This window comes from Pseudomonas sp. PLB05 (genome assembly GCF_021106615.1).
Classification (GTDB): Bacteria; Pseudomonadota; Gammaproteobacteria; order Pseudomonadales; family Pseudomonadaceae; genus Chryseomonas; species Chryseomonas benzopyrenica.
The window spans coordinates 156,215-177,053 of record NZ_JAJOHO010000006.1 but is presented as its reverse complement, the minus strand read 5'-3'; the positions used below and the strand labels follow the sequence as shown (position 1 = coordinate 177,053).

Below are 20,839 nucleotides of genomic sequence, written 5' to 3'. Positions count from 1 at the left end.
AATGCAACTCGGTACCGGCTGCGGCTCGATGCAAGCCGCGCAGGTCGTCGGTTGCCACTCCCGGCAGCACGGGAATGAGCTTGAACACGTTCCCCTTGACGAGGCGCCCCAGTTACATACCATGCGGCCGCTCTTGCAAGAGCTCCCTCCTATGAACCAACAAAAGGGCAAAATTATGGCTACCTACATCCTGACCCGAGACGGCTACCCACCCATCTATCGAGAGGCAGATAGCGCTCCGGATGATTTGATGGGAATTGCCGAAAGGAGCGCGCACCTAGGTGCCCAGCTGTTCGTACAGGACGACTACCTGACGAAAGAGATCTATCCCGGCTGGCGCAAAAAATACCTCTGGAGGAACTGGAACAGCGCGATGACTGCGTAACTCAGCTGATCAGTTGGTATTTAGGCATCGTGTTGCCACGTAGACTCATCTTCCGCATCACCCAAGGTGCCTTACCGTTCGAGCCCGTCCCAAACTTCCTCATCCCAGCCCCTGGCGTGCGCGAGCACGTAGGACTCCACTTCGCTCGGGTGGGGCATTTGCTGATCGAGAATCATGGCGTCGGCCTCGGCGTTGAAGGCCCTATAAGGGTCGTCGGGATCACCTGGTAGCAGCGGCAGACCTTCGGGGTGCAGCACGCCGCCATAGCACCGCGGACAGAAGCGCCCGAACGGTACCGCCGGCCGGCCGCAACGGGGGTTGCTGCAGGGCCTGGCCGGGCTGGGCGCGCTCCACAGCTCGTCGCTGCCGGCATCCAGCTGGCCGGGCTTGATGCCTGCCAGGTGCGCATGCCAGTCCGCCACGGCCATGCCCGCCGGCTGCAGGCTGTCCAGCCGGTTGCGATAGGCCCGCGACAGGGCGAAGGTGAGCCGAGCAGCTTGTGACCAGTCCAGTTCCTCGCGGCCCACTACGCCCGCCAGCTGGTCGCGGGCCTCATCGTAGGCCGCCACCAGCTCAGCCGGCGTGGCGAGTGCCTGCAGGCGACGGAGCAAGGCCGCGGCCAGGTCGAAAATCGGCGTCACCATCGCGTTAGTGCTGCACGGTTCGCAGCTGCTGCCGGGTCGACTCGGCCGCGTGATCGAACATTGCCTGGAGCGCGTCGTGCTGCTCCAGGGTGATAGCGTTGCCGATCTTCAAGCCGGCCACCAAGCCGTGGCCTCGGGCGCGCTCAACGTCGACTTCTGCCTCATCAACGGCCAGCCGCAGATTGTTGCTCATCAGCACCATATGCAGGCAAATCCCTGGCTCCAGGTCCAGCCGCAGAAGTTCGTCGTCCGTATCGTAAGGAGTTGTGCTCATCGTATCGTTCTCATTGTGAAGGGTAAGGAAGCGCAGAGCAGTCCCCCAGCTCACGCCAGCGGCCCCTAATGGTTGAAGTCGGTCAGCAACTCGTAATCCTCATAGCTAACCTGGCCGAGCTGCCAGGCATAGTTCAGCGCACCGAACAGCATCCACTCCCGCCGCCGGCGCTCGTTGAGGTCGCGTTCGGCGAGCAGCGCGGCGAACGCTCGCGCCAACGTCTTTCTCCCCTTTGGCCCCCGGACGCGTGCCAGGGCGGCGCGCAGGCCGTCGGGCAACGGCGCCGGGGCGGACCCGGCCTCAACGTCTTGGGTACCCATCGTTCGATTCTCCATAGGAACGGTCCCCTTGGCTCACTTGCGCAGTGTCGCGACGTACGCGTTCACGATCTCTAAACCCCCGTAGGTCAAATCTCCGACCCGGCAGGCATAGTTCATTGAGCCCAGCAGCATCATTCGCCACTCTGCGCTATCAGCGCGCTCCCTGGTACGAAGCACATTCGCCAGCCCATCGACAATAGTGTCACGCCCCTCGCTGTTCGCCATGGCGTCAAGGACGGCGCGAACCTCGTCGGGCAGCCGGGCCAGTGTGGCGGCCTGCTGGGCTTCGTACTCGGCAATAACACGGTCCCTCGGTGATTGTGTCTGTGTCGCCATGGTCTATCTGTCCGTCACGGTCCGTTTCGCTCTCGGCCAACCCCACGGGGTCTGGCAGTCCAGGCCCTGGGCCTTCGGTGGCCATGCCCCAGAGCCTGGCCACCAGGTCCCGCCCAGGTATCGGGGCCGATTTACCAAAATGCCTACTTATCGGAAGTCGGCGGCCTCTGGCACCCGCGCCGCCTCTGGCACGGCGGCCACAATGCCACCGGCTCAAGCCATCTCGTTCAGACCGTAGGCGATGAGGCGTGCCTCTTTATAGGCCGACACCGACACGCCAGCGGCTTTGCACGCGGCATAGGCGCTACTGTATTCATCCGCTTCACGCGCGGCTTCCACGGCGGTGACAATCTGGTCAGCTTCTTCGCGGGTCATGGCTCGTCCTTGCTCGGGATTGGGTGGGTGGTGGGGAGGGTTCAGCCTTCGCGCAGGGGGAGCATCAGCTGGACCTCCTGACTCTCGATGCCGAGCAGCAACATGCGGGTCTCGGTGGTCATTCCGGAATCGTTGTCGTAGGCCAATTTCACCAACGTCTCCAGGGCCACGGAATTGTCCACGAACGTCTCCGCATCCTCGTCCGTAGCGGTGCCCTGCAGGCGCTTATTGCGGTACTGCTCGGCGACGGTCAGACAGGCCTGGGCCATCTGCAGGATGGTTTTTTCGAGCTGTGGAATATCCACGATTGCGGCGGTAGTGGTGCCCATGGCTAGATCCTCGCCGGCAGCGCCGGGGTGGTAGTGGGGAGGGTTCTTAAATCTGGTCAGCCGCGTTCGGCGCTTACCAGGTGGGCAAATCGCTTTAAGACGTGCGCGCTCTCTATTTCCAGATACCCGCTACCCGCGCGCGCTCGGCTTCCTCGGCCTTGTTCAGGCCGCCGCCGGGCAGGGCCTTGTGGTAGCACTTTGCATCTCCTGGATTACGCTCACTCGTAGGATTTTAGCAGTCGGGACAAGCCCTCGGGTTCTATCCCCCATCCCTCTCCCAGCGTGAAAGTCGGGCGACCATGAAAACGATCGACTTTGCCCATGCTGACACTCATGGCTTCACCGATGACTCCATGGAAATCGCTACAGTCGTCATAGTCGACGGAGATCTCCGCGTCGTATCGCTGGAGGAGGTCTCGTAGCTCGGTGAGAAATGCGATCCGTGTCGTGTGATCCATCAGTTCGACTCCTGAAGGCGTGCGCAGGAAGCGACGAAATGATGGGTGTCACCGAGCAGCGCGCTCCGCGCAGACGCGTCACACAGGTGCCAGTGCTCGTTCGCCACCCGGAACCGGCCCAAGTAATCCAGTCTCTCGAGATCTGCGGCGGCAATCTGCTCTCCGTCGCCCAAGGCGGCAACCGCACGCTCCCGCTCTGCATACAGTTCCTGTAGGACTTTGGGGTGCCTGTTCATCTTGCGCTCGCTCAATACTGATGGAATCGCCTCCTAGGCTAGCGGCCTTCTGGAAAACGCAAACACCGGGCACCTTATCGCTTGTCAGGGACCGCACATCGAAGGATGGCGAGGTCTGGGCGCCAGCTGCGTTTACCCTGGCACCAGTAGGTCAGGCACCGCAAAGTGACACCGCCGGGGCCGCCCTGGATGTAAAGCAAAAAGGACTTTTGAACATGGCAATGAGTGCTGAGCCTGATGATGCGCCTGACTGGCTGGTGCAGAAACCGCGTAGGACGCGGCCGGTCGCTTTAGTCGTGTGCCTTGCCGTCGGCGGCCTCGCGACATTCGCTGCCCTGGAGCTGGCCAGCCGGGCGCTGCCGGGTTCACCGCCATCCGTAGGTACTGACCACCCCGCCCTTCGCGCCGAGGCTGCAGCTCATCCTGCCCCAGAGCCGGCCGATACCGTCCGCGGCACGGTCCGCCGCGCCGCGCCTTCACCCGTGGACGAAAATGCGGCAGCCGCGGCGACCTCACCCTCTAAGGTCCAGCCGCCGGCAGCGGCGGTCGGCAAGCAGACCGTCTTCAACGACCGGAACTTCACGCCACGCGGCGCCGAGAACGTGGTGAGCTTCAGCGAAGCCCCTCGAAGCCTAACGCCAGAAGAGGCGCCCCCGCAGCCGACGAAGGTCACAGTGGTGCGCCAGACGCCAAGCATGAAGGACCGCGCCTGCTGGCCGTATAAGGCTGGCAGCCTGGAGCATCGCAACTGCCGATCCGCCGTGGGCCTCCAGTACCGAGACTAGCGCGACGGCCGGCCGCCGGCAAAATCTACGGGGTTCACGCCCGGAGCGTGCTCAATCCGGCGTTTGCCTAGGCGGCTGCCGTGCTGTACTGACAGGGATCTCTCCCTCAGCGCGGCTGGCCGGCGACACTCGCTATCGGGCCGCGTTGAGGAGATAGCTACCACCTTGGCTTGGAGGCCTACGCCTATGCTCAACAACCGCTATCGGATCACTCTGGGCGGGAAGTCATACTCCCCTGAGTTCCAAACGGATCCTCAGTATGCCGCGGCCTGGAAGCGCGTCTTGGAACGCGCCTACGGCCGGGAGCACGGTCTGTGCGGATGCCCTGGGAGTGGCGAGCGCAAGGTGACGATCAAGCTGCGCGAAGGATCGGACGGCTACCACCTTGCCCGTTACCCTCACAGCGGCCCGGAGCACGCCAATGACTGTCGCTTCTATGCAGCAGCGCCGCAGCGCTCCGGTCTGCAGGGCTATGCAGTGGGCGTGGTGGAAGAAACCGCTGACGGGGGTATGAAGGTGAGGCTCGCCCGGGGCGTACGGCAGCAAGCGCCTGGGGAAGCTGCGGATGCGACCCCCTCCCCGCCGGCCGCCCCGGGCGTGAAGAAGCCGGCCATGACGCTCCTGGGCCTGCTACATCTTCTCTGGTCGGAAAGCCGGCTCACCACCTGGTACCCGGCAATGGCGGGAAAGCGTAATGGAGAGCTGGTTTCTCACCTGCTTCACGAATGCGCTGGGCGGGTGTCGGTAGCGCCTCGCATCAAGCTCGACCAGGTGCTGCTGCTGGCTGCTCAGAAAGAGAAGCGGCGCGAGGCCACTAACCGCGAGATCGCCACGAACGCGGCCTCACGCAACTGGCGGCTGGTCGTCGTCAGTCCCCTGGCCAGGTACGACGAGGAGCGGCACAGCGGCTCGCCGGAGAGATTGCCGGTGACTGGGCCATTCGGGATGCCAACGCTCTACCTGCCCCCTGCCGTATGGGAAACCGCCTCTCGCCGATTCGGACGGGAGCTGGGCGCCTGGCGCAGGGGAAGCCGGGTGATCGCTATCGCTCAAATCGCGCAGCGGCCGGGTAAAGCCCACCAGGCGGATGTGCTCGAGGTCGCGCTGATGCAGGTGAGCGAGCAGTGGATCCCGCTTGATTCAGACCTGGAAGGCAAGGTCGAGCAGAAGCTGCGGGATGAGGGGCGCAAGTTCGACAAGCCGCTGCGTTACGACTCCGATGAGTGCGCAGTCTTCCCAGACTTCTGGCTGCTCGACATGCAGCAGGACTTCGCGCTCGAAGTTTTCGGCATGGCCACACCGCAGTACCTGGAACGGCGCGGCACGAAAGAACAGTGGTACTGCAGCGAGTATGGCGAGACGGGCTGGTGGCGCTGGGACGCGACCCAGGACCCTCGGGGAGAACACATACCAGCGTTCCCCGCGGCATACGGGTCTTCCAGGTAGGTCGACGTGAACCCGCACAGGCAGCGTAACCGTCCGGGCTCAGTCTTCGGCTTGGTCCGGACAGTGGTCGATGGTATCGCCGCCGGCGATCAGCGGGGTCACCCAACGCCCGAACCCAGGCATGCCGGTGAACTCTTCTGCCGGCCACAATTCGACGGCGCCGCTTTCAAACTCAACGCGCCAAGCGATCACCTTTGCTTGCTCCGCCATTACGCTCTCCAAGGTTGGGTACCAATCAGCGATAGCCTATACAGCATTTGCTGAGATGCTACTTGAGCGGTGAGTCTGCGATCCAAGCGATCTCGCCGTAGAAGCTAGGACGTCTTCTGTGCTGGAGCTTCAGGCTCGACCGGGAAGAGCAGATAGTTAAGGCGATCGTCGTTGATCCAATCGAACTCCGGCCAAGCGCCGCCGGCGTCGATAAAGGCCTTTTGCCTTTCCAGGGGGACAACCATTTTCACTTTGGTGGTCGAGTTTCGGCAGGTCTTCTGGGTGATGTCGACGACTTTCGCGTCATTCGCAACACCGGAGAACACGCATCCACCTGGCCGTTTAAATGCCAGCTGCGTGCCTGCAACGGTCGTCTTGAGCTCGGTCACCAATACTACCCGCGTTGCGTAATTCAGATCAGGCGCCGCACGCGCCCCGGTAGTTATTAGCATCGCTAATATCGTGCACATCTTTCGCACAGAACACCTCAGAGAGTAGCGCATAAAAACTATGATCGATAAACAGTGCTAAGCACTAATGGACACTGACTGATTGACTTCGGCATCGCCATCCTCAACTAGCTCGAAGATTGGATCTATGAAATGGTTCTCGACTATTTCCATTATGCGGTCGGCCTCTACCTCGGCAAGGGTTAACTCGCCCGTGTGAAGTCGCACGTGGACGGACTCTCGCCGATACATAAACCGTCCTTTACTAACAGCTGGCCGGTTAGCCACCTCCGTGATCAGTTTGTTGAAGGCAGCGGGATCGCCTAGGAAGTGAGTACGCGTGGAGAACCACTGATGGAAGACCGGACTGTCAACTATTTGGGCGGAGTTCGGCCGAATGTCCAAGCGAAGGCGGTTGGCTATCACCTTGCGACGCGTGTACCAACAATAGAGGGCGCCGCCCCAGCCGCCAGCCGTTAGCAGGGCAGTGTAAACAGGGCTATATCCCAGCTCCAAGTCGTTTGAATAAAGCAACCAGACGCTCCCGATACTAAATATTGGCGCCATAATCAAAACTATGTAGGGTGGCTGTTTCATATTTCATTCCGTCGTCGAAGCCGCTAACAGCAACGACCTAAATTGTACTGGCTTTTCGGCCGCATTCAGTCGTGTCGTCATAGAAAAACTGCCTTAACTACGAGGCGCTGTACTAGAACGATTAACCGACTTTAAGACCGGCAAATATGCCCTCATACTTAAAATTGACCAACGCATGCAGATCGCGCTTTACCCGGTCACTGCAGTTGTCTCGACAGCTCTCGTAGAAATACAGCGCATCTGACTGCAAGTCATTTACAACGTCGATCCAGCACACGTCGTACCAAGTTCGGTCTTCACCTGGATCAGCGTCATATTGAGCTTGCAATTTGAACCGAGGGATCGCGGTCCACTTATACACGCCGGCATTAGGCTCAAACTGATAAAGAAGCTCCAGCTTATCGTTCAGTTTCTGCGACGCATCTTGAGGCGTTTTGCCTGTCGCTGATGGGAATAATGGATTTTCATTGAGGAAGCTCTGCGCTTCGGTACCGTCGAAATCGCCGCCTTCGAGCTTGTCGAAAAGAAAATTGACAGCCGATCGGTGCGCGACGATTGCTCGGAAACCACCGCCATAGCGTTGGTCCTCGACACCCAAATGGTCTTGGGTGGCCTCTAGGTATTTATTCAGCGCGTCCAACTTCATGGTGGGGTCCTAAATCAGCCAGCAGGCATCGGTTAGCAGGTCAGGCCGGTGCAGATGATCGCCTAATGCCTGATGGTGCCCGAGGCGGCCGCCAGACAATGGCCAATTTGCGCCCATCGAAGGGGCGAACCTCAGCGGTGGTAGTGATGGGAACCCTCACGCCTAGGCAACACCCGCTTACCGTCTAGGCGCTCACTGCAGCAGCTGATCGAGATGGCGGGAAGCATGCGGCTACGACCTGGTATGGCAGCCGCTTCCCCGGCGCGCTCTCGGACCAGTCGCCCGATCTGGGTAGGGCCGCCGGCACGAGGTGGCGTATATCAATGCTCGACACCTGCAGGCGCCGTGCACGGTGGATTCAGCGCGGCAGCGTTTCAGAGGGTCAGGCTCGGGGAAGGGAGCAGTGCTGAGCGCTGGATGCCTTGCCAGCCAGGTGGAGCAGCCCAAGAGCGATAACAACGGCGGGACAGATCCAGGAGATGCCGGCCAGCAGCCATCCGAAAAAATCGTTCCAGCCAGGCACAGGCGCCTCGTAGAACAGGTGGGAGGGAGACCAGCTGATCTTGCCGTACCAGTAGAGGCCGGCGAGTGCGTACCCGGCCAATAAAACCGCAGTCGCTAGGGCGGCGAGGCCGCGTTTTGCTCGATTCATAGAGAATGTCCCATAGGTCAGAATAATCAGTGCCTAGCACCACACTGCGTTGGCATGACGCCTTCTCCTAAAAATGCTCGATGTTGAAGCGCGCCGAATAATCGGATTGCTCGTCGCCCTTGGTCACAACGTCGTGTGGGTCAGGGAGGCGAGGCTGCCCCTCCTCGCCAAACCAGCCGGGAGCCGCGCGGTACCGGCGAAGATGCTCAAGAAACGCTCCGCGATCGAAGCGCAGGCCCCGCCCAGGTTGTCCCGCGAGCTCAAGGTCGAGGCATGCGCTATGCAGCTCGAGAAAGCCATTGTGCAGTCTCGGGCAATCTTCGATGACGCCGATGTAGAGGCAGTGATCGAAGCTGGCCCAATCGGCATACGTGTACCACTCGAACCATTCCCCAGGTCCACCGGTAGCGATGCCAGATAGTACAGCTGACGACTCCTGGCCCATTCGCTCAAGCGAAACACTGAAAGCTAGCGCTTCATCGAGATAGGCCTTCAACGACACCGGATCTTCGGTGCGAAGAAAAAATTGCATGGACGACACGGGTTTTTCCCTATCAGGTCGTAACTTGCCAGGTCACTTCAATCCGAAATGGCGCTTCAGCTCGTGGATACGAATGGCGCGGTGACGATGTGCGTCGGCAGTATCTGCATCAGGCTGGACTGCACCATGTGCAACAGCTGCCGTGTACTGTTCGTCCTGCTTGACCAGATCCACCAGCTCCTGCAACAGACTTTGCATCTCTTCGTAGATGGCCATATCGCTCTTCCGATCCGAACTAAACTGTGTTGGGAGGGCTATTCGTCGTCATCGTCTGAAAAGTATTCGGACAGATCCTTGCTCGCCAGATCCGGATACACCTGCTTGATGCAAGTAAAGGCGAACTCCCGAGCTTCTGATTCGGATTGGAAGAACGCCGGCGCGGTATAAGGTGTCAACGTCGGCCTGGAAACACCTGCGATGTCGTCGAAAGCCCGCCCGTGGTCGACCTCAACGAACCATTGGCCGTCCGCGCACTCGACGAGATTCAAGCCAGCGTCAGGAAATTCACCGGTGGCCCAAGAGACAAGACTATCCAGATGCTCATGGTTGATCGTGTCGTACAACCTGTGAGTATCGACTACTTCGCTGTTACTCATCGAGCTTTCCTTGGATTCAAAGGTTTATCGAAGACCAAGCTGACCACAGCAGAAAGCCGGAGAGCGCCGTCATCAGGACGCACTCTGCCAAGGGTGCCCAGGGGCTCAGCTGGGCCTCCTCGAGCATCTGCCGCATCAGCGGGTCCGATATGTCGGCATGACCTGTCCGGTTGCCGTGCCACCGGTACCAGGCCATCTGGCCCGCACCAAAGGCGCGGAGAAGCGTGAACGCGCACACCAGTAGGGCTATCCATCCGAATGGTTGGACCAGGGATGCCGCTGGCGAAATGACCTGTTCAGTAAAGGTTGTCATGGGTAAAGCTCACGTGGACCAACCATCACCCTAACAAACTTGACGCCGACACGTCGCGCCCGTCTCGCCTGCAAGCTTGAGCGCATTACAGCTCGATACACTTAGTTTTAACGCGAGTCTCGAATGTATTTGGTTCCCGATCATGGCGGCCATTCGCATCGATGAATCGGGTATTCATATACTGACTTGCTACAATCTTTTGAGACGCTTTACAGTCTTCAATTGACTCAAACCCAGGGATCGTATAGCCGGTAGCACTATTAGGTCCTGTGGTAATAGAAAGGAGCATGATAACTTTCAACATATAGTTCTTCCTTATAGCCTTGGGATATCGCTCCGAAGCCTACGGCGTCGTTTTGGACCGCCATCCCTACGCTCGCCGAGCCGAGCGATGTGATTCGTTCAGATCGCTCAAACAGTCCTTTTGGTGTCCTGTGATTACCTAACGCGCTTTCCCAAAAAAATTGGCGAGTCTAAAAGCGCGCGGCCCTTATCGACCTTTCCTGGCGCGGGCGAGGAGCAAATCGTCGCGTCCCTAGAACGCACTTCCGGCAGCCGTTGAGTTGCCTCTCGCGATTGTCTGTCGTTGCGCCGAGCGCGGGTGGCCGATTCACGCCCTAGCTGGGGGTGAACCCACCGGCCTTCAGAGAACCAGGAGACGCCCGCACTGGCGGTAAGGAACAACGCCAGACCTGCGCCCGCTGGCGCAGGTCGGCTACCGGCAGCTGAGTGAACCGGCCTCCTCGCTCACGGGCCCGCCGGCCCGGGTGGGTCCGCCCACTGACGCCTGCTGGTGCCCGGACTTGCATTCTGGAGATCGCCTGTAGCTTGAAGGTACCTCAAGACTTTCGAGCTACCGCCATGCAGCACGTCGCCCCTACCCTCTTTCACCCCGCTGACAGCCAGGCCATCAGCCTCCTGGACATCACGGCGCCGGCGCGGCTAATTGAGCCCTCCTTGGCAGAGAAGGTGCGGGCAGCGGTCGCGGTGGTGAAAGATCTGCTGCGTGCCCGCAAGCACCTGGTGGCCGCATCGTCCTTCGGCAAGGACAGCAGCGTCATGGTCGCGCTTGCCCTGCGAGCGATGGAGGAGCTGCAGGCCGAGGGGTTCGCCGTCCCCGAGCTGCACGTCATGAACAGCGACACCCTGATGGAAAACCCGGTGGTGCACGCCTATGCCCAGGGCGAGATCAAGGCCCTTCGCGCCTATGCCAAGGCCAAGGCGCTGCCGGTACGGGTGTGGATCTGCCGGCCGAACCTCACCGAAAACTGGCTGGTGTCGATGATCGGCGGCCGTACGGTGGCCAGCCTCCCGGGCAACAGCGCCAAATGCCAGCAGCAGTTGAAGAAGGCGCCGCTGGAGCGCACCAAGCGCCAGATCCGCGCCAAGATCAAGGCCGAGCTGGGCAAAGCTTTCCGGGACGAGGACCTGGTCCTGCTGATTGGCACCCGCCGGGACGAATCGGCGGCCCGCGAGCGGAACATGGAAGCGCGCGGCGAGCGCGCCGATGTCCCTGTCAACACGGCCAAGCCTGGCGAGACCCCGACCTGGGTGCTGAGTCCGATTGCCGACTTCACCACCGAGGACATCTTCTGCTTCCTGGCTGAAGTCACCAACGAGCGCTTTCAAACCTATTCCGATTTCAAGCGCCTCACTGACGTTTACCGGGACGCGGCCGGCGAATGCATGATCAACGTGTTCATCCGTGACGGCGGCACCGAGCGCAAGACCTCGTGCGGAAGCCGTCATGGGTGCTGGGGCTGCCTGCGCGTGAGCACCGATCGCAGCATGGAGAACATGCTGGCCGAGGAGTCGGGCAAGCATCGTTGGATGAAGCCCCTGAACGACTTCCGCAACTACCTCAAGGCCCGGCACTACGATCCGGCGGCCCGCAACTGGGCGTCGCGCACTGTCGACCCGGACACCGGCTACCTGACGATCGCCGCCAACGCCTATTCGCCGGACTTCTGCCTGGAGCTCTTGCGCTATGCGCTGACGATCGATGCCGAAGAGGCCGACTGGGCCATGGCCAACCGCAAGCCGCGGCGCTTCACGCTGCTGGGCATGAAGGAGATCCTGACGATCGACCTGTACTGGGGGCGCTACGCCTACCAGCGCCCGTTCACCGCGCTCAACGAATACCGCGAGATCTTTGAGCGCGGCCGCCGGTACGCGATTCCTGAGGCCTACGAGGAGCACCCGCGGTCTGCGCTGAAGGTCGGCCAGTCGATCCAGGTTCCTTTCGCGGATCGCCACTTCAACGGCTTCCACGAGGGTCTACGTTCGGTAAGCGCTGCGGCCGCCGGCGCCGAGCATGTGATCAACAAGGGCGGGGTCTACTACACCCACGTCAACGAGACCCAGGAATTCGATATCGACGACGAGGGGGTGGAGCTGTTCTACGAATTCGAGCTCGACCGTGCGCTCCAGTATTACGGTCCGCACACGGACGTCTATCCCTCCGAGGTCGTGCACTATCTGGCGCGCTTCGGCGTGATCTCTTTCAAAAAGGGTGGCCACTCTTCCTGGGATCGCATGTTGCGGATTGGCAACCAGCTGCATCGCGCCGGCGTGCGCGACGTGCTCAACGATCCAGAAGCGCTGGCTGCGCGGCTGCGTGCGTATGCTGCGTCCGCCGAACGCCCTGCTGCAGCTGCTCGGCCGCAGGCGGCGGAACGGCCGGCGCCTGCGGTGACAGACTCCGGCCAGTACCTGATGGCCTTCTGAGCCGTGGAGTCTCAGGGCATGCAAGATGCCGCCGGCGCTGGCATCCCGGATGCCCCCGGCGCATCGACGTATAATGGAGTGCATGGATTGCACCAAGACGTACTAGGTAGCAGAGCGTTTACCGGGTAGGCGCCACTGGGCCTGGCGCCCCCAGCCGAGCAGTTGACCGAGGTTGCGCTGCTTTATCGGACCGAGGATTTGATATGCGTTTTCTCCTGAGCATCGTCTGGACGGCCATGTGCCTCGCCTTCTTCATGAGGCTCGGCTTCGCCCTGCAGATCATGGATCCGGTGGATGTGTTTCTGGACAAGGAACGCTGCGCGGTCGTGAAGTCGTACGGTGCGTCGAGCTGCAAGGTCAGAGGCAGAGCCGAGGGCAACCTCGACGGTACCTGGACCATCGCGCTGCCCGAGCCGCCACTGACGATCCAGATGCCAGACGGACCGATGGCTTATCAGCAGCCGCATTGGCGTCTGCAGGGGGGCAACCTGACCGGTGTCGGGCTGTTCGCTGGTCTGGTGATCTCTTCCCTGGCTGGGAGCTACCTGATCACCCGGCGCCGCCCTGAGCGCCAGGCTGGTGAATCGCTGGGCTGAGGTCGCGCGACATCCCGGCGATGAAATAGCGCAATGCAAGGATGCCTGCTTGGGCGGCTCACTGTGCGCCAGGCGACTTAGTGGGTTGTTCGGACGTTTCGACTCCCAAGCCAGCTCCTAACACGAAAACCAGCGATGGTGAACGAGGTACCAATGCTCAATTCAGTGCAGAAAAGACATGTAGCCAAGGTGTTCCCGGAGTCTCGCGAGCAGATGGCTCAATACCTGCTCGCTGGCGTCGATGTGGTGATCTATCACCAGACCGAATGCACGCCTGATGTTCCTGCGTTTGCAGTCGCGCCAAAGGAGGACATCGAATTCTGGATAGGCTGCTGGGACAGTGCGGAAGTGGCGCAGCGCGAAGCTGAGGCCCTTGGCTTGCACGTCGTGCAGTAACGATGACCTCCCTTTCGGTTGGGTGCCCCTACGTTCTGAAGGCCGCTGAGTTCCTGGCAGATATCGGCCTGACCGTTCTGTGGCGCTCGGGCGCATCGGGCTTCATCGACCATATCGAGGTCGTTACCGGGGCGCTGCACCTGGATCCGCGGTGCTCGATCTCGGCACTGCTGCACGAGGCTGGCCACCTGGCGCTGGTGCCGACACGCTACCGCGCGATGCTGTCCGGAGACGTCCACCGCGCGATCGGCAAGGTGTTCGACGATCCGTCGGTATCGGAGCTGCCTCCGGATCACCCGACTCTTCGAGCGCTTCTGCAGGCGAGCGACCCAGAAGCCACCGCCTGGGCCTGGGCTGCCGGCCGCCATCTGGGCGTACCGGATGAGCTCATCATCCTGGATGGGGAATACAGCGGTGGCGGCCGCGACATCCGTCTTGCGTTGGCGGCACGTCGCTACATCGGCATCCATGGCTTGATGCACGCCGGTTTCTGCGTCGTCCGCGCTACCCCTTACCGTCCGTTGCCTACCTACCCCGACCTCGCGTTTTGGCTCCAACCATGAAGTAAGTACCTACCACCGGCCTTGATGGGCCGTTGACCCTATCAGGATGCAAATCCGCAATTTCAGACGTAATAGAGAGTTAAATGGGCATTGAAGGGTTTAAAGCTACTTGGGAAGCTCAGATTCCCGAGCTAAGTGATCGTATCAAGGCAAACTGGTACCGCCAGCTTGCCGCGGTATCGGCGAGCCCAACGCCAGCCGCAGCCACTGAGGCTGCGCTAATCGCCAAAGGCTATCTGGTTGGCTTGCTGGATGCAGAGGCCATTGATGAGCCCGCGGCAAGCCTGCTGGGTGGGTATCTCGTGCATATAGAACAGGATGTCATGGCACGCCTCGGCTCTTCGTGAAGCCGGCCGAGCGTTCTCCTTCCAATGCTGAAGGCCACGCAATGTTGACCTGGAAAGAGAAGCGCGATGGCCCGCCCGCCGAGGTGGCCGAGCTTCTCGGAACGCTACCCGATGCCGAGTTGGCCAAGAGACTGGGGGTCAACCGACGCTTGATCTGGAAATGGCGCACGGAGCGTGAGATCCCGTCACCTCCACGCGCTACCGTGGCGCCGGCGGTCTTGAGCCCCGACCAGGTAGCGCAACTCGGCAAACGCTCGGATGGCGAGCTGGCGCGCGAATTCGGGTTCAGCGACTTCCAGATCCAACAGGTACGCACGCGGCTCGGCATCCCTCGGCACATGCCAGACCGATCAGAGATGGACGCCATGCTGGGCACCGTCACGGACCTGGCGATCGGCTCGACGCTCGGCATCGCCCAACCCGTGGTCAGCAAGTTGCGTCGGGAGCGTGGCATTCCGGCGACCCGCGACGCCCTGAACTGGACGGCCGAGTTGCAGGCGCTGTTACCCCTCCTATCTGACGAGGCCTTAGCCGCCCGCGCCGGCTGCGGCTTGGTGCAGATCCAGGCCATCCGCCGCGGGGAGCAGGTGCTCACGAACAAGACGCCGCTCAGGGAAATTACCGGCCTGCTGGGCGTCTGGTCCGATGAAGACCTGGCGGCGCAGCACGGCGGCACCCCAGCCCGGTACGCCAGCGCCCGTCAGCGACGCGGCATCTCTGTGCGCAGGCGAGCGCCTGAAGCGCACGCCCATTCGGTGCGATAATCACCACCCTCCCCCACTACCCCAGCACCGCCGACCACCGATGCAGTTTTCCTCCAGCCTCCTCGCCCCTCACCAGCTCGAAGCACGCGCCCGTATCCTGGACGGATTCAAGCGGCGCGCCCGGCTGCAGGTGCATATGGCGTGCGGGACCGGCAAGACTCGCCTCGCTCAAGGGGTGGCCGCGGCGCTTGGTGCCCGCAGCATCGTCATCTTCCTACCGTCGCTTGCCCTGGTCAGTCAGACGCTGCAGGCCTGGGTGAGCAACGCCGAGTTGGATCTGGAGCGCGTGCTGTGCGTCTGCAGCGACGAGAGCGTGGCCACGCTCGACGATGAGCATGAGGTGCTCGAGGATCTACCGGTGGCGGTTACCACCTCGCCTGAGGAGATCGCGCTGAAGGTCGCTACCCTGGGTCGAGACCTGATCGTGCTGTGCACCTACGCCAGCGGACCCACCCTCGCCCATGGCCTGCCGCCCGGCTTTGCCTTTGACCTGGGGATCCTCGACGAGGCGCACAAGACAGCCGGCGCCGCCGGCCGGCGGAACAGCTTCGCGCTGAGTGACCACCCTACCCTGCGCATCGACAGACGCCTTTTCCTCACCGCGACGCCGTTGGCCATCGCCGAGGAGGAAGGTCCGGCCGGGACCGGGCCCACCTACTCCATGACGGACGAGGCCGTCTTCGGTCCCGTCGCCTACGAGCTCAGCTACTCCGCCGCTGTCGCGGCGGGGATCATCTGCGATTTCCGCGTCATCATCTCCGTGGAGGAAGCGGACGACGAGCAGCTCGCCGAAGCGCTGGACGATGAGGAGCGCCGCTACGCGGTGCATGCCCAGGAGCTGCTGCGGGCGATGACCGACGTCGGCGCCCGAAAGGCCTTCGCCTTCTACTCGCGAATCTCGCAGTCGAAGCGCTTCGCCATCGCGCTACGGGAGGCCGTCGGCGACGGTGAGTTCTGGGCGCGCCACATCGATGGCTCTTTCCCCTCGTGGCAGCGCACACGCCTGCTGCACCAGTATGGCCGGGCCCCTCGTGCGGCGCTGTCTTGCGCACGCTGCCTGGCTGAAGGGGTGGACGTGCCGGATACCGATCTGGTCGCCTTCATGCACCGGCGGGAAAGCCACGTCGACATCGTCCAGGCGCTCGGCCGCGCCGTGCGCAAGGCGCCGGGCAAGCGCTTCGGCTACGTGCTGATACCCCTGCGCCTGAAGCGGAGCTCCGGCGAGTCTCTCATCCAGGCCGTAGCGCGCAGCGACATGTCCACGGTCTGGCGGACCCTGGCGGCGCTTGCCGAGCAGGACGACGCCATGCTCAACGAGGTGCAGCGCGCCGCAGTAGACCAGGGCGAAACCGGACAGCCCGCGTCGCCCGGCTGGTTCAACAAGCTGCACCTCATCGCGCCTACTGGCCGTCCCGACGCCGACGCCTGGGCCGCCAGCCTCAAGGCTGTGCTTTCAACGGAGCTCGTGGGGCGGATCGCCGGCAGCTGGCCACACTATTACGGTCTCCTGCGTGCTTTCGTGACCGACCGGGGCCACGCCCGGGTCGCCCGCAGCTATCGCACACCGGGTGGGCATACCCTGGGCGCCTGGTGCTCTCGCCAGCGCGCGCTCCACCGGCTAGGCCGGCTTGCACCTAACCGTGCCGAGCAGCTGGAGGCCATCGGCTTCGAGTTCGATCCGCGAGAGCATGCCTGGGAGCGGGGGTACGAAGCCTTGCGCAGCTATCTGGCAGACACGGGATCGCCCTCCCCCGCCGTCGACGTCGTCACCGCAGACGGGCTCGCCCTGGGCCACTGGTGCAGCGAGCAGCGCAAGGCCTATCGCCTCGGCCGGCTGGCGCCGCGGAAAAAGCAGCTGCTTGAGGCCCTGGGCTTCATCCTGAGCCCCTTCGACGACGCCTGGGAGAAACGGTATCAGGCGCTGGTGGCGTTTAAGGAGCAGCACGGTCACCTCCGCATCGCCCAGCGCCAGGTGCTGGTAGACGGTAGCGATCTGGCGGACTGGTGTCGGAACCAGCGCAGCCGTCAGATCGACCTGTCCAGGCGTGATCGGCTGGCCGCCCTGGGCTTCGACTTCGACGCTGGCGTGTTGGACGCTCGCTGGGAAGCCGCCTACGCCGCGCTGCAGGAGTTCGGTACACGGCATGGCCATGTGAATGTGCCGCTCGACTTCGTGCTGCCTGATGGGACAGCGCTTGGTACCTGGGTCGGGAACCAGCGCGCGCGCTACCGCGACGGCCAAATGGACGCGCAGCGCATTGAGCTGCTGAATCAGCTGGGTTTCGTGTGGGAGATGTTCGGTGCGGCCTTCGACCAGGGCCTGCAGCACCTCGAGCAGTTCAAGGCCGCGCATGGCCACTGCGATGTGCCGATCGCCTACGTGACTGGCGATGGTTACAAGCTCGGCAGGTGGTGCTCGAATCAACGCACGCGGCTGAAGGACAAACCGGAGGATCCGGACCACGGCCGGCTGCTGGCCGCTGGGTTTTCCTTCGATCCTGCGGAAGCTGCATGGCAACAGCACTACGCAGCGCTCCAGGAATACCTATCGGCCGGCGGCGGCGCCTCGGTACCGGTGAAACACGTGACCGCTGCCGGCCTTCGGCTGGGTTCATGGGTGTCGCGGCAAAAAACTCTCCTGAAGGCCGGCAAGCTCGCCGATACGAAGCAAGCGGCCCTACGCCGATTGGGCGTTTTGTCGTAGCAGCCAACGCGGTACGGTGAAGCCTACGCGTCGCCTATATTTCGCAGTTCACGCCCTTGGAGGGAGTGAACCTCCCACCTAACGCCTTGAAACTCCTCTCTAATTCGATAGCCGAGACTGCGCTCCGCCCGTTTGATGGCATTTTGCCGCTGGAAAGGGGGGCTCTCTGTGCAATTGCGCGCGGCTCGTCCTTCGATGTCAAGACGAGCGTACGGACGTTCGCACCCCGCAAAAGATGCTGAATGCACTATTGCGGACTGAACGCTCAAAGAGCATTATTAGGCCGTTGACCATTCAAAGCGGAGTGTGGGATGAATAAGCTGTTCGAGCACGTACCGAGTCAGTTGGGCGCAAAAAACGCTGGCGCTTTGCTCCGAAGCTTCTCTGAAAAGGGAAACGCGGAGCTGGCCATGCTGCGCACCGATGTCATCAAGCCGGACGAGCAGAAACGTGCCCGCACCTGGTCCCTGGCTGAAGCCGCTCAGCTGATCGACAAGTCGCCCAATACGATACGCGCCGCCGAAGCTGAGATCGTGGCGGCCTTCGAGGCAGGCGACTCCTCTGCCAAGCCGATCCCGAAGGACGAGCGCGGTAAGTGGTCATTTACCCTGGACGACATCAACCGCTACCGCGATCGGTTCGGCTCGCGCTACCTCCGACCGGCCGGCTCCAGCTCGATCATCATCGCCGTATCGAACTTCAAGGGCGGCGTCGCCAAGACGACCACTGTCGTCCATCTGGCTCAGAAGGCAGCTATCGAAGGCCTCAGAGTGCTGGTGGTCGATCTTGACCCGCAAGCATCTAGCACGGTCAACCTCGGCCCTTATATCCCGGATATCGAGCTCAGCAGCGAAGATATCATCAACCAGGCGCTGTTGTTGGATCCCCAGGCAATTCGACGCTGCACTTTCGAATCCTATTTTCCAGGTATCCATCTGATACCGGCGAATTTGAGTTTGCAGGAGCTGGATATCCAGTTGCCTAACCCCGAGATGAACAACTCGGAAAATCTTGGCAGCCCGGTGTTCCGCCTTCGTAATGCACTCGATGTTGTCAGAGACGAATATGACCTCATTCTTCTCGACTGCGGCCCTAACATGGCGAGCGTATCGCTGAACGCCATGATGGCGGCAAATGGCCTTATTGTGCCAATCCCGCCAGGCACCTATGATTACGCATCCTTCGTGATGCTCTGCTCCGCTCTGGCCAGCCTGTTTGAGGCGGCAGAAAAGGAATTTGATTACTTGCGCCTGATGATCACCCGTCATCCAGGACCCAAGTTTCAAGCGGCGATGAAGATAGAACAGCGTATTCGCCATCTTTACGGTGACTACGTGTTAAGCAACGTAGTCAATCTTACGGCCGCCATTGAGCGCGCCAACGCGGAACTTTCTTCTGTGTACGACCAAGTTCCGTCGAGATCCACTCGCGACTCTTATCGCCGCGCTGTCGAAATTCTCGATGGCGTCAACGATGAGATTCTTAAAGATTTGAAAACTATCTGGGAACAGCAGGCGCAAGCTGCGGGGAGAGATAAGTGAGTGACATGCCTCGAGCGCCCGGTGTAGCAGGACTGTTCACCGCGCAGCTTGTCGAAGAAAAACAAAAGCAGGCTGCCGCAGGCCCCCGACGTGTTCATCCTGATGCCCAGAGCGTAGGTGGTGACAGCCTGCTTGCGCGGTTTCCTGAAAAGCCCAAAGTGCCGCAGCAACCCGAGAGTTCTGATGCCGAAGGGCACGGAAATCTCATTCAGCAGATCGACCCGTCTCTTATAGAGCCGTGGGCCTTCGCTGATCGCCCCGAAGATGAAATGGGCGATCTGGACCAGCTCACCCAAGCGATTCGCGCAGCAGGCCAGGCCGTTCCTGGGCTCGTTCGTCCTCATCATGAAAAGCCAGGTCGATACGAGCTGATCTTCGGCCTGCGACGTTGGCTGGTGGCCAAGGATCTCGAACGGCCCTTCTCGTGCGTGGTCAAGGACTTGGACGACAAGTCCGCCTTCGCCGCCATGGAGCACGAGAACAACAACCGCGAGAATCTGTCGAGCTGGGCCAAGGCCAAGTCGTATCAGCGAGCCCTGGACCAAGGCGTCTACAAGAATCAGACGTCGTTGGCTGCGGAGCTGGGCCTGCAACGGCAAACGCTTAATAACCTGCTGACCTTCTTCCGGATTCCGCGTGAGCTGATGGATGCGATCGGACCCATGGGCAAGGTCAGTGTATTGACCGCTAAGACCATCGTGGCTCTGGTCAACGACGAGAATCACGGGGAGCGCTACAAGCGCACCCTTATAGAGCTGGCCCCACGGATCAGGTCGGGTGCCATGAGTGACAAGGTCCTGCAGCGCATGGTCCGCAGTAACCAAGGTTCTGCGGGCGCCGCTAGTGCGATCGACGTCTTAGGTAAGGGCGGTGAGAAGCTGGGCAGCATTCGTCGCACGGAGCGTGGGTCGGTGCAGATTACCCTGTCTTCAAAGCTCAATAGCGACCTGTCCCTGGATGACTTGTCGAAGCGGCTTGCTGCTTTGCTCGATCAACAAGGAGATGCTCCCGCCAGTGAAGACTAGACCGTCGGGCAGCTGTGCATGTGGGCGAGCACCTTTTAGGTTGCTCGCCTTTCGTGCTTATAGCCCGCCGATAAGTTGCGTCGTTCAGTGCCGGTTCAATGCTGGGCGGTTGGCTGCGGGTTCTACGGATGAGCCCTCGGAGACCGGGCAGCGTACACCGAGACTTCGCCCTCCCCTACTGAAGCACGGGGCGCTTATCTCGCGCTCCCTCGATTCGAGGGTGGTAAGGATTGCATTTGCTCCATCCTCTGTGAATTTGTCGTATGCATACGACAAATCTGATTTCGTCCTTCGTCAACGCCGCGTAAATGAGCGAAGCGTGGACAGTCAGCCGTATGCATACGACAGCTTCGCCCTACAACAGGGGCCTCGGGCAAGGCCTGTTTCAGCACGCACGAATTTGTCGTATGCATACGACAAGATGGCCGGTGCCTCGGCCCGGTGCCTAGTGCCCGATTTGGGTAGCTCGATATTGTCGTATGCATACGACAAGACGGTCCGGTGCTCCCCGGCGCAGGCCGCCTCGACCCTGGTCGCTCAGGATTTGTCGTATGCATACGACAAAGTCGACGAGGCTTCGGACC

At 61.4% G+C, this 20,839-nt stretch carries 26 protein-coding genes; 12 read left to right on the top strand and 14 right to left on the bottom strand.

The features are described 5' to 3' along the window. Window position 1 precedes the first annotated feature (1 nt). Window positions 2-385 (top strand): hypothetical protein, encoded by a 384-nt coding sequence (locus LRS53_RS22395; RefSeq protein WP_231357394.1) that lies wholly within the window; start codon window positions 2-4, stop codon window positions 383-385. A gap of 71 nt (window positions 386-456) precedes the next feature. Here the strand turns inward: LRS53_RS22395 and LRS53_RS22390 are convergent, their stop codons facing one another. The 7 genes from LRS53_RS22390 to LRS53_RS22360 form a co-directional block, all read right to left on the bottom strand. Next, on the bottom strand, window positions 457-1,029 hold the full coding sequence (locus tag LRS53_RS22390; protein ID WP_231357393.1) for a hypothetical protein: 573 nt from the start codon (window positions 1,027-1,029) through the stop codon (window positions 457-459). A 4-nt stretch (window positions 1,030-1,033) separates the two neighbouring features. Beyond that, a complete protein-coding gene (locus LRS53_RS22385; protein WP_231357392.1) occupies window positions 1,034-1,303 on the bottom strand; it encodes a hypothetical protein in 270 nt (89 codons plus the stop codon). A gap of 65 nt (window positions 1,304-1,368) precedes the next feature. Further along, window positions 1,369-1,623: a hypothetical protein gene (locus LRS53_RS22380; protein WP_231357391.1), complete on the bottom strand. Its 255-nt coding sequence runs from the start codon at window positions 1,621-1,623 to the stop codon at window positions 1,369-1,371. Between the two features lie 33 nt (window positions 1,624-1,656). After that, entirely contained in the window at window positions 1,657-1,959 is a 303-nt protein-coding gene (locus LRS53_RS22375; protein WP_231357390.1) for a hypothetical protein, read from the bottom strand. A 213-nt stretch (window positions 1,960-2,172) separates the two neighbouring features. Next, entirely contained in the window at window positions 2,173-2,334 is a 162-nt protein-coding gene (locus tag LRS53_RS22370; protein WP_231357389.1) for a hypothetical protein, read from the bottom strand. Between the two features lie 41 nt (window positions 2,335-2,375). Then, the gene (locus tag LRS53_RS22365; protein WP_231357388.1) at window positions 2,376-2,663 is read right to left on the bottom strand and encodes a hypothetical protein; all 288 of its coding nucleotides are present in this window, start codon (window positions 2,661-2,663) and stop codon (window positions 2,376-2,378) included. Window positions 2,664-2,881: 218 nt separating this feature from the next. Further along, window positions 2,882-3,121, bottom strand: coding sequence for a hypothetical protein (locus LRS53_RS22360; RefSeq protein WP_231357387.1), 240 nt, complete (start codon window positions 3,119-3,121; stop codon window positions 2,882-2,884). Window positions 3,122-3,572: 451 nt separating this feature from the next. Between LRS53_RS22360 and LRS53_RS22355 the strand changes: the two genes are divergently transcribed. Beyond that, window positions 3,573-4,142, top strand: coding sequence for a hypothetical protein (locus tag LRS53_RS22355; protein ID WP_231357386.1), 570 nt, complete (start codon window positions 3,573-3,575; stop codon window positions 4,140-4,142). A gap of 186 nt (window positions 4,143-4,328) precedes the next feature. Beyond that, a complete protein-coding gene (locus LRS53_RS22350) occupies window positions 4,329-5,588 on the top strand; it encodes a DUF1173 family protein (RefSeq protein ID WP_231357385.1) in 1,260 nt (419 codons plus the stop codon). Window positions 5,589-5,627: 39 nt separating this feature from the next. Here the strand turns inward: LRS53_RS22350 and LRS53_RS22345 are convergent, their stop codons facing one another. The 7 genes from LRS53_RS22345 to LRS53_RS22315 form a co-directional block, all read right to left on the bottom strand. After that, window positions 5,628-5,798: a hypothetical protein gene (locus tag LRS53_RS22345; RefSeq protein WP_231357384.1), complete on the bottom strand. Its 171-nt coding sequence runs from the start codon at window positions 5,796-5,798 to the stop codon at window positions 5,628-5,630. Window positions 5,799-5,902: 104 nt separating this feature from the next. Beyond that, window positions 5,903-6,187 carry a hypothetical protein gene (locus LRS53_RS22340; RefSeq protein WP_231357383.1) on the bottom strand — a complete coding sequence of 95 codons (285 nt, stop codon included), beginning with the start codon at window positions 6,185-6,187 and terminating at the stop codon, window positions 5,903-5,905. Window positions 6,188-6,965: 778 nt separating this feature from the next. Beyond that, window positions 6,966-7,490, bottom strand: a complete 525-nt coding sequence (locus LRS53_RS22335) for a hypothetical protein (protein WP_231357382.1) — start codon at window positions 7,488-7,490, stop codon at window positions 6,966-6,968. Between the two features lie 382 nt (window positions 7,491-7,872). Continuing rightward, entirely contained in the window at window positions 7,873-8,142 is a 270-nt protein-coding gene (locus LRS53_RS22330) for a hypothetical protein (protein WP_231357381.1), read from the bottom strand. A gap of 67 nt (window positions 8,143-8,209) precedes the next feature. Continuing rightward, window positions 8,210-8,683 (bottom strand): hypothetical protein, encoded by a 474-nt coding sequence (locus LRS53_RS22325; protein ID WP_231357380.1) that lies wholly within the window; start codon window positions 8,681-8,683, stop codon window positions 8,210-8,212. Window positions 8,684-8,716: 33 nt separating this feature from the next. Further along, window positions 8,717-8,899 (bottom strand): hypothetical protein, encoded by a 183-nt coding sequence (locus LRS53_RS22320; protein ID WP_231357379.1) that lies wholly within the window; start codon window positions 8,897-8,899, stop codon window positions 8,717-8,719. A gap of 38 nt (window positions 8,900-8,937) precedes the next feature. Further along, a complete protein-coding gene (locus LRS53_RS22315) occupies window positions 8,938-9,279 on the bottom strand; it encodes a hypothetical protein (protein ID WP_231357378.1) in 342 nt (113 codons plus the stop codon). Window positions 9,280-10,453: 1,174 nt separating this feature from the next. Here LRS53_RS22315 and LRS53_RS22310 point away from each other — a divergent pair. The 9 genes from LRS53_RS22310 to LRS53_RS22270 all read left to right on the top strand — a co-directional run bounded on the left by LRS53_RS22310 (window position 10,454) and on the right by LRS53_RS22270 (window position 20,255). Further along, window positions 10,454-12,319 carry a phosphoadenosine phosphosulfate reductase domain-containing protein gene (locus LRS53_RS22310; RefSeq protein ID WP_231357377.1) on the top strand — a complete coding sequence of 622 codons (1,866 nt, stop codon included), beginning with the start codon at window positions 10,454-10,456 and terminating at the stop codon, window positions 12,317-12,319. Between the two features lie 203 nt (window positions 12,320-12,522). Then, complete coding sequence (locus LRS53_RS22305; protein ID WP_231357376.1) at window positions 12,523-12,915, top strand: hypothetical protein; 393 nt, start codon at window positions 12,523-12,525, stop codon at window positions 12,913-12,915. A 153-nt stretch (window positions 12,916-13,068) separates the two neighbouring features. After that, entirely contained in the window at window positions 13,069-13,311 is a 243-nt protein-coding gene (locus tag LRS53_RS22300; protein ID WP_231357375.1) for a hypothetical protein, read from the top strand. A 2-nt stretch (window positions 13,312-13,313) separates the two neighbouring features. Then, window positions 13,314-13,874 (top strand): hypothetical protein, encoded by a 561-nt coding sequence (locus LRS53_RS22295; RefSeq protein ID WP_231357374.1) that lies wholly within the window; start codon window positions 13,314-13,316, stop codon window positions 13,872-13,874. Between the two features lie 83 nt (window positions 13,875-13,957). Next, window positions 13,958-14,221: a hypothetical protein gene (locus LRS53_RS22290; protein WP_231357373.1), complete on the top strand. Its 264-nt coding sequence runs from the start codon at window positions 13,958-13,960 to the stop codon at window positions 14,219-14,221. A 41-nt stretch (window positions 14,222-14,262) separates the two neighbouring features. Beyond that, complete coding sequence (locus tag LRS53_RS22285; protein WP_231357372.1) at window positions 14,263-14,985, top strand: hypothetical protein; 723 nt, start codon at window positions 14,263-14,265, stop codon at window positions 14,983-14,985. A 40-nt stretch (window positions 14,986-15,025) separates the two neighbouring features. Next, window positions 15,026-17,689 carry a DEAD/DEAH box helicase gene (locus LRS53_RS22280; protein ID WP_231357371.1) on the top strand — a complete coding sequence of 888 codons (2,664 nt, stop codon included), beginning with the start codon at window positions 15,026-15,028 and terminating at the stop codon, window positions 17,687-17,689. A gap of 311 nt (window positions 17,690-18,000) precedes the next feature. Beyond that, window positions 18,001-19,230, top strand: a complete 1,230-nt coding sequence (locus tag LRS53_RS22275; RefSeq protein ID WP_064306885.1) for an AAA family ATPase — start codon at window positions 18,001-18,003, stop codon at window positions 19,228-19,230. A 5-nt stretch (window positions 19,231-19,235) separates the two neighbouring features. After that, a complete protein-coding gene (locus LRS53_RS22270) occupies window positions 19,236-20,255 on the top strand; it encodes a ParB/RepB/Spo0J family partition protein (RefSeq protein WP_231357419.1) in 1,020 nt (339 codons plus the stop codon). Window positions 20,256-20,839: the final 584 nt, after the last annotated feature.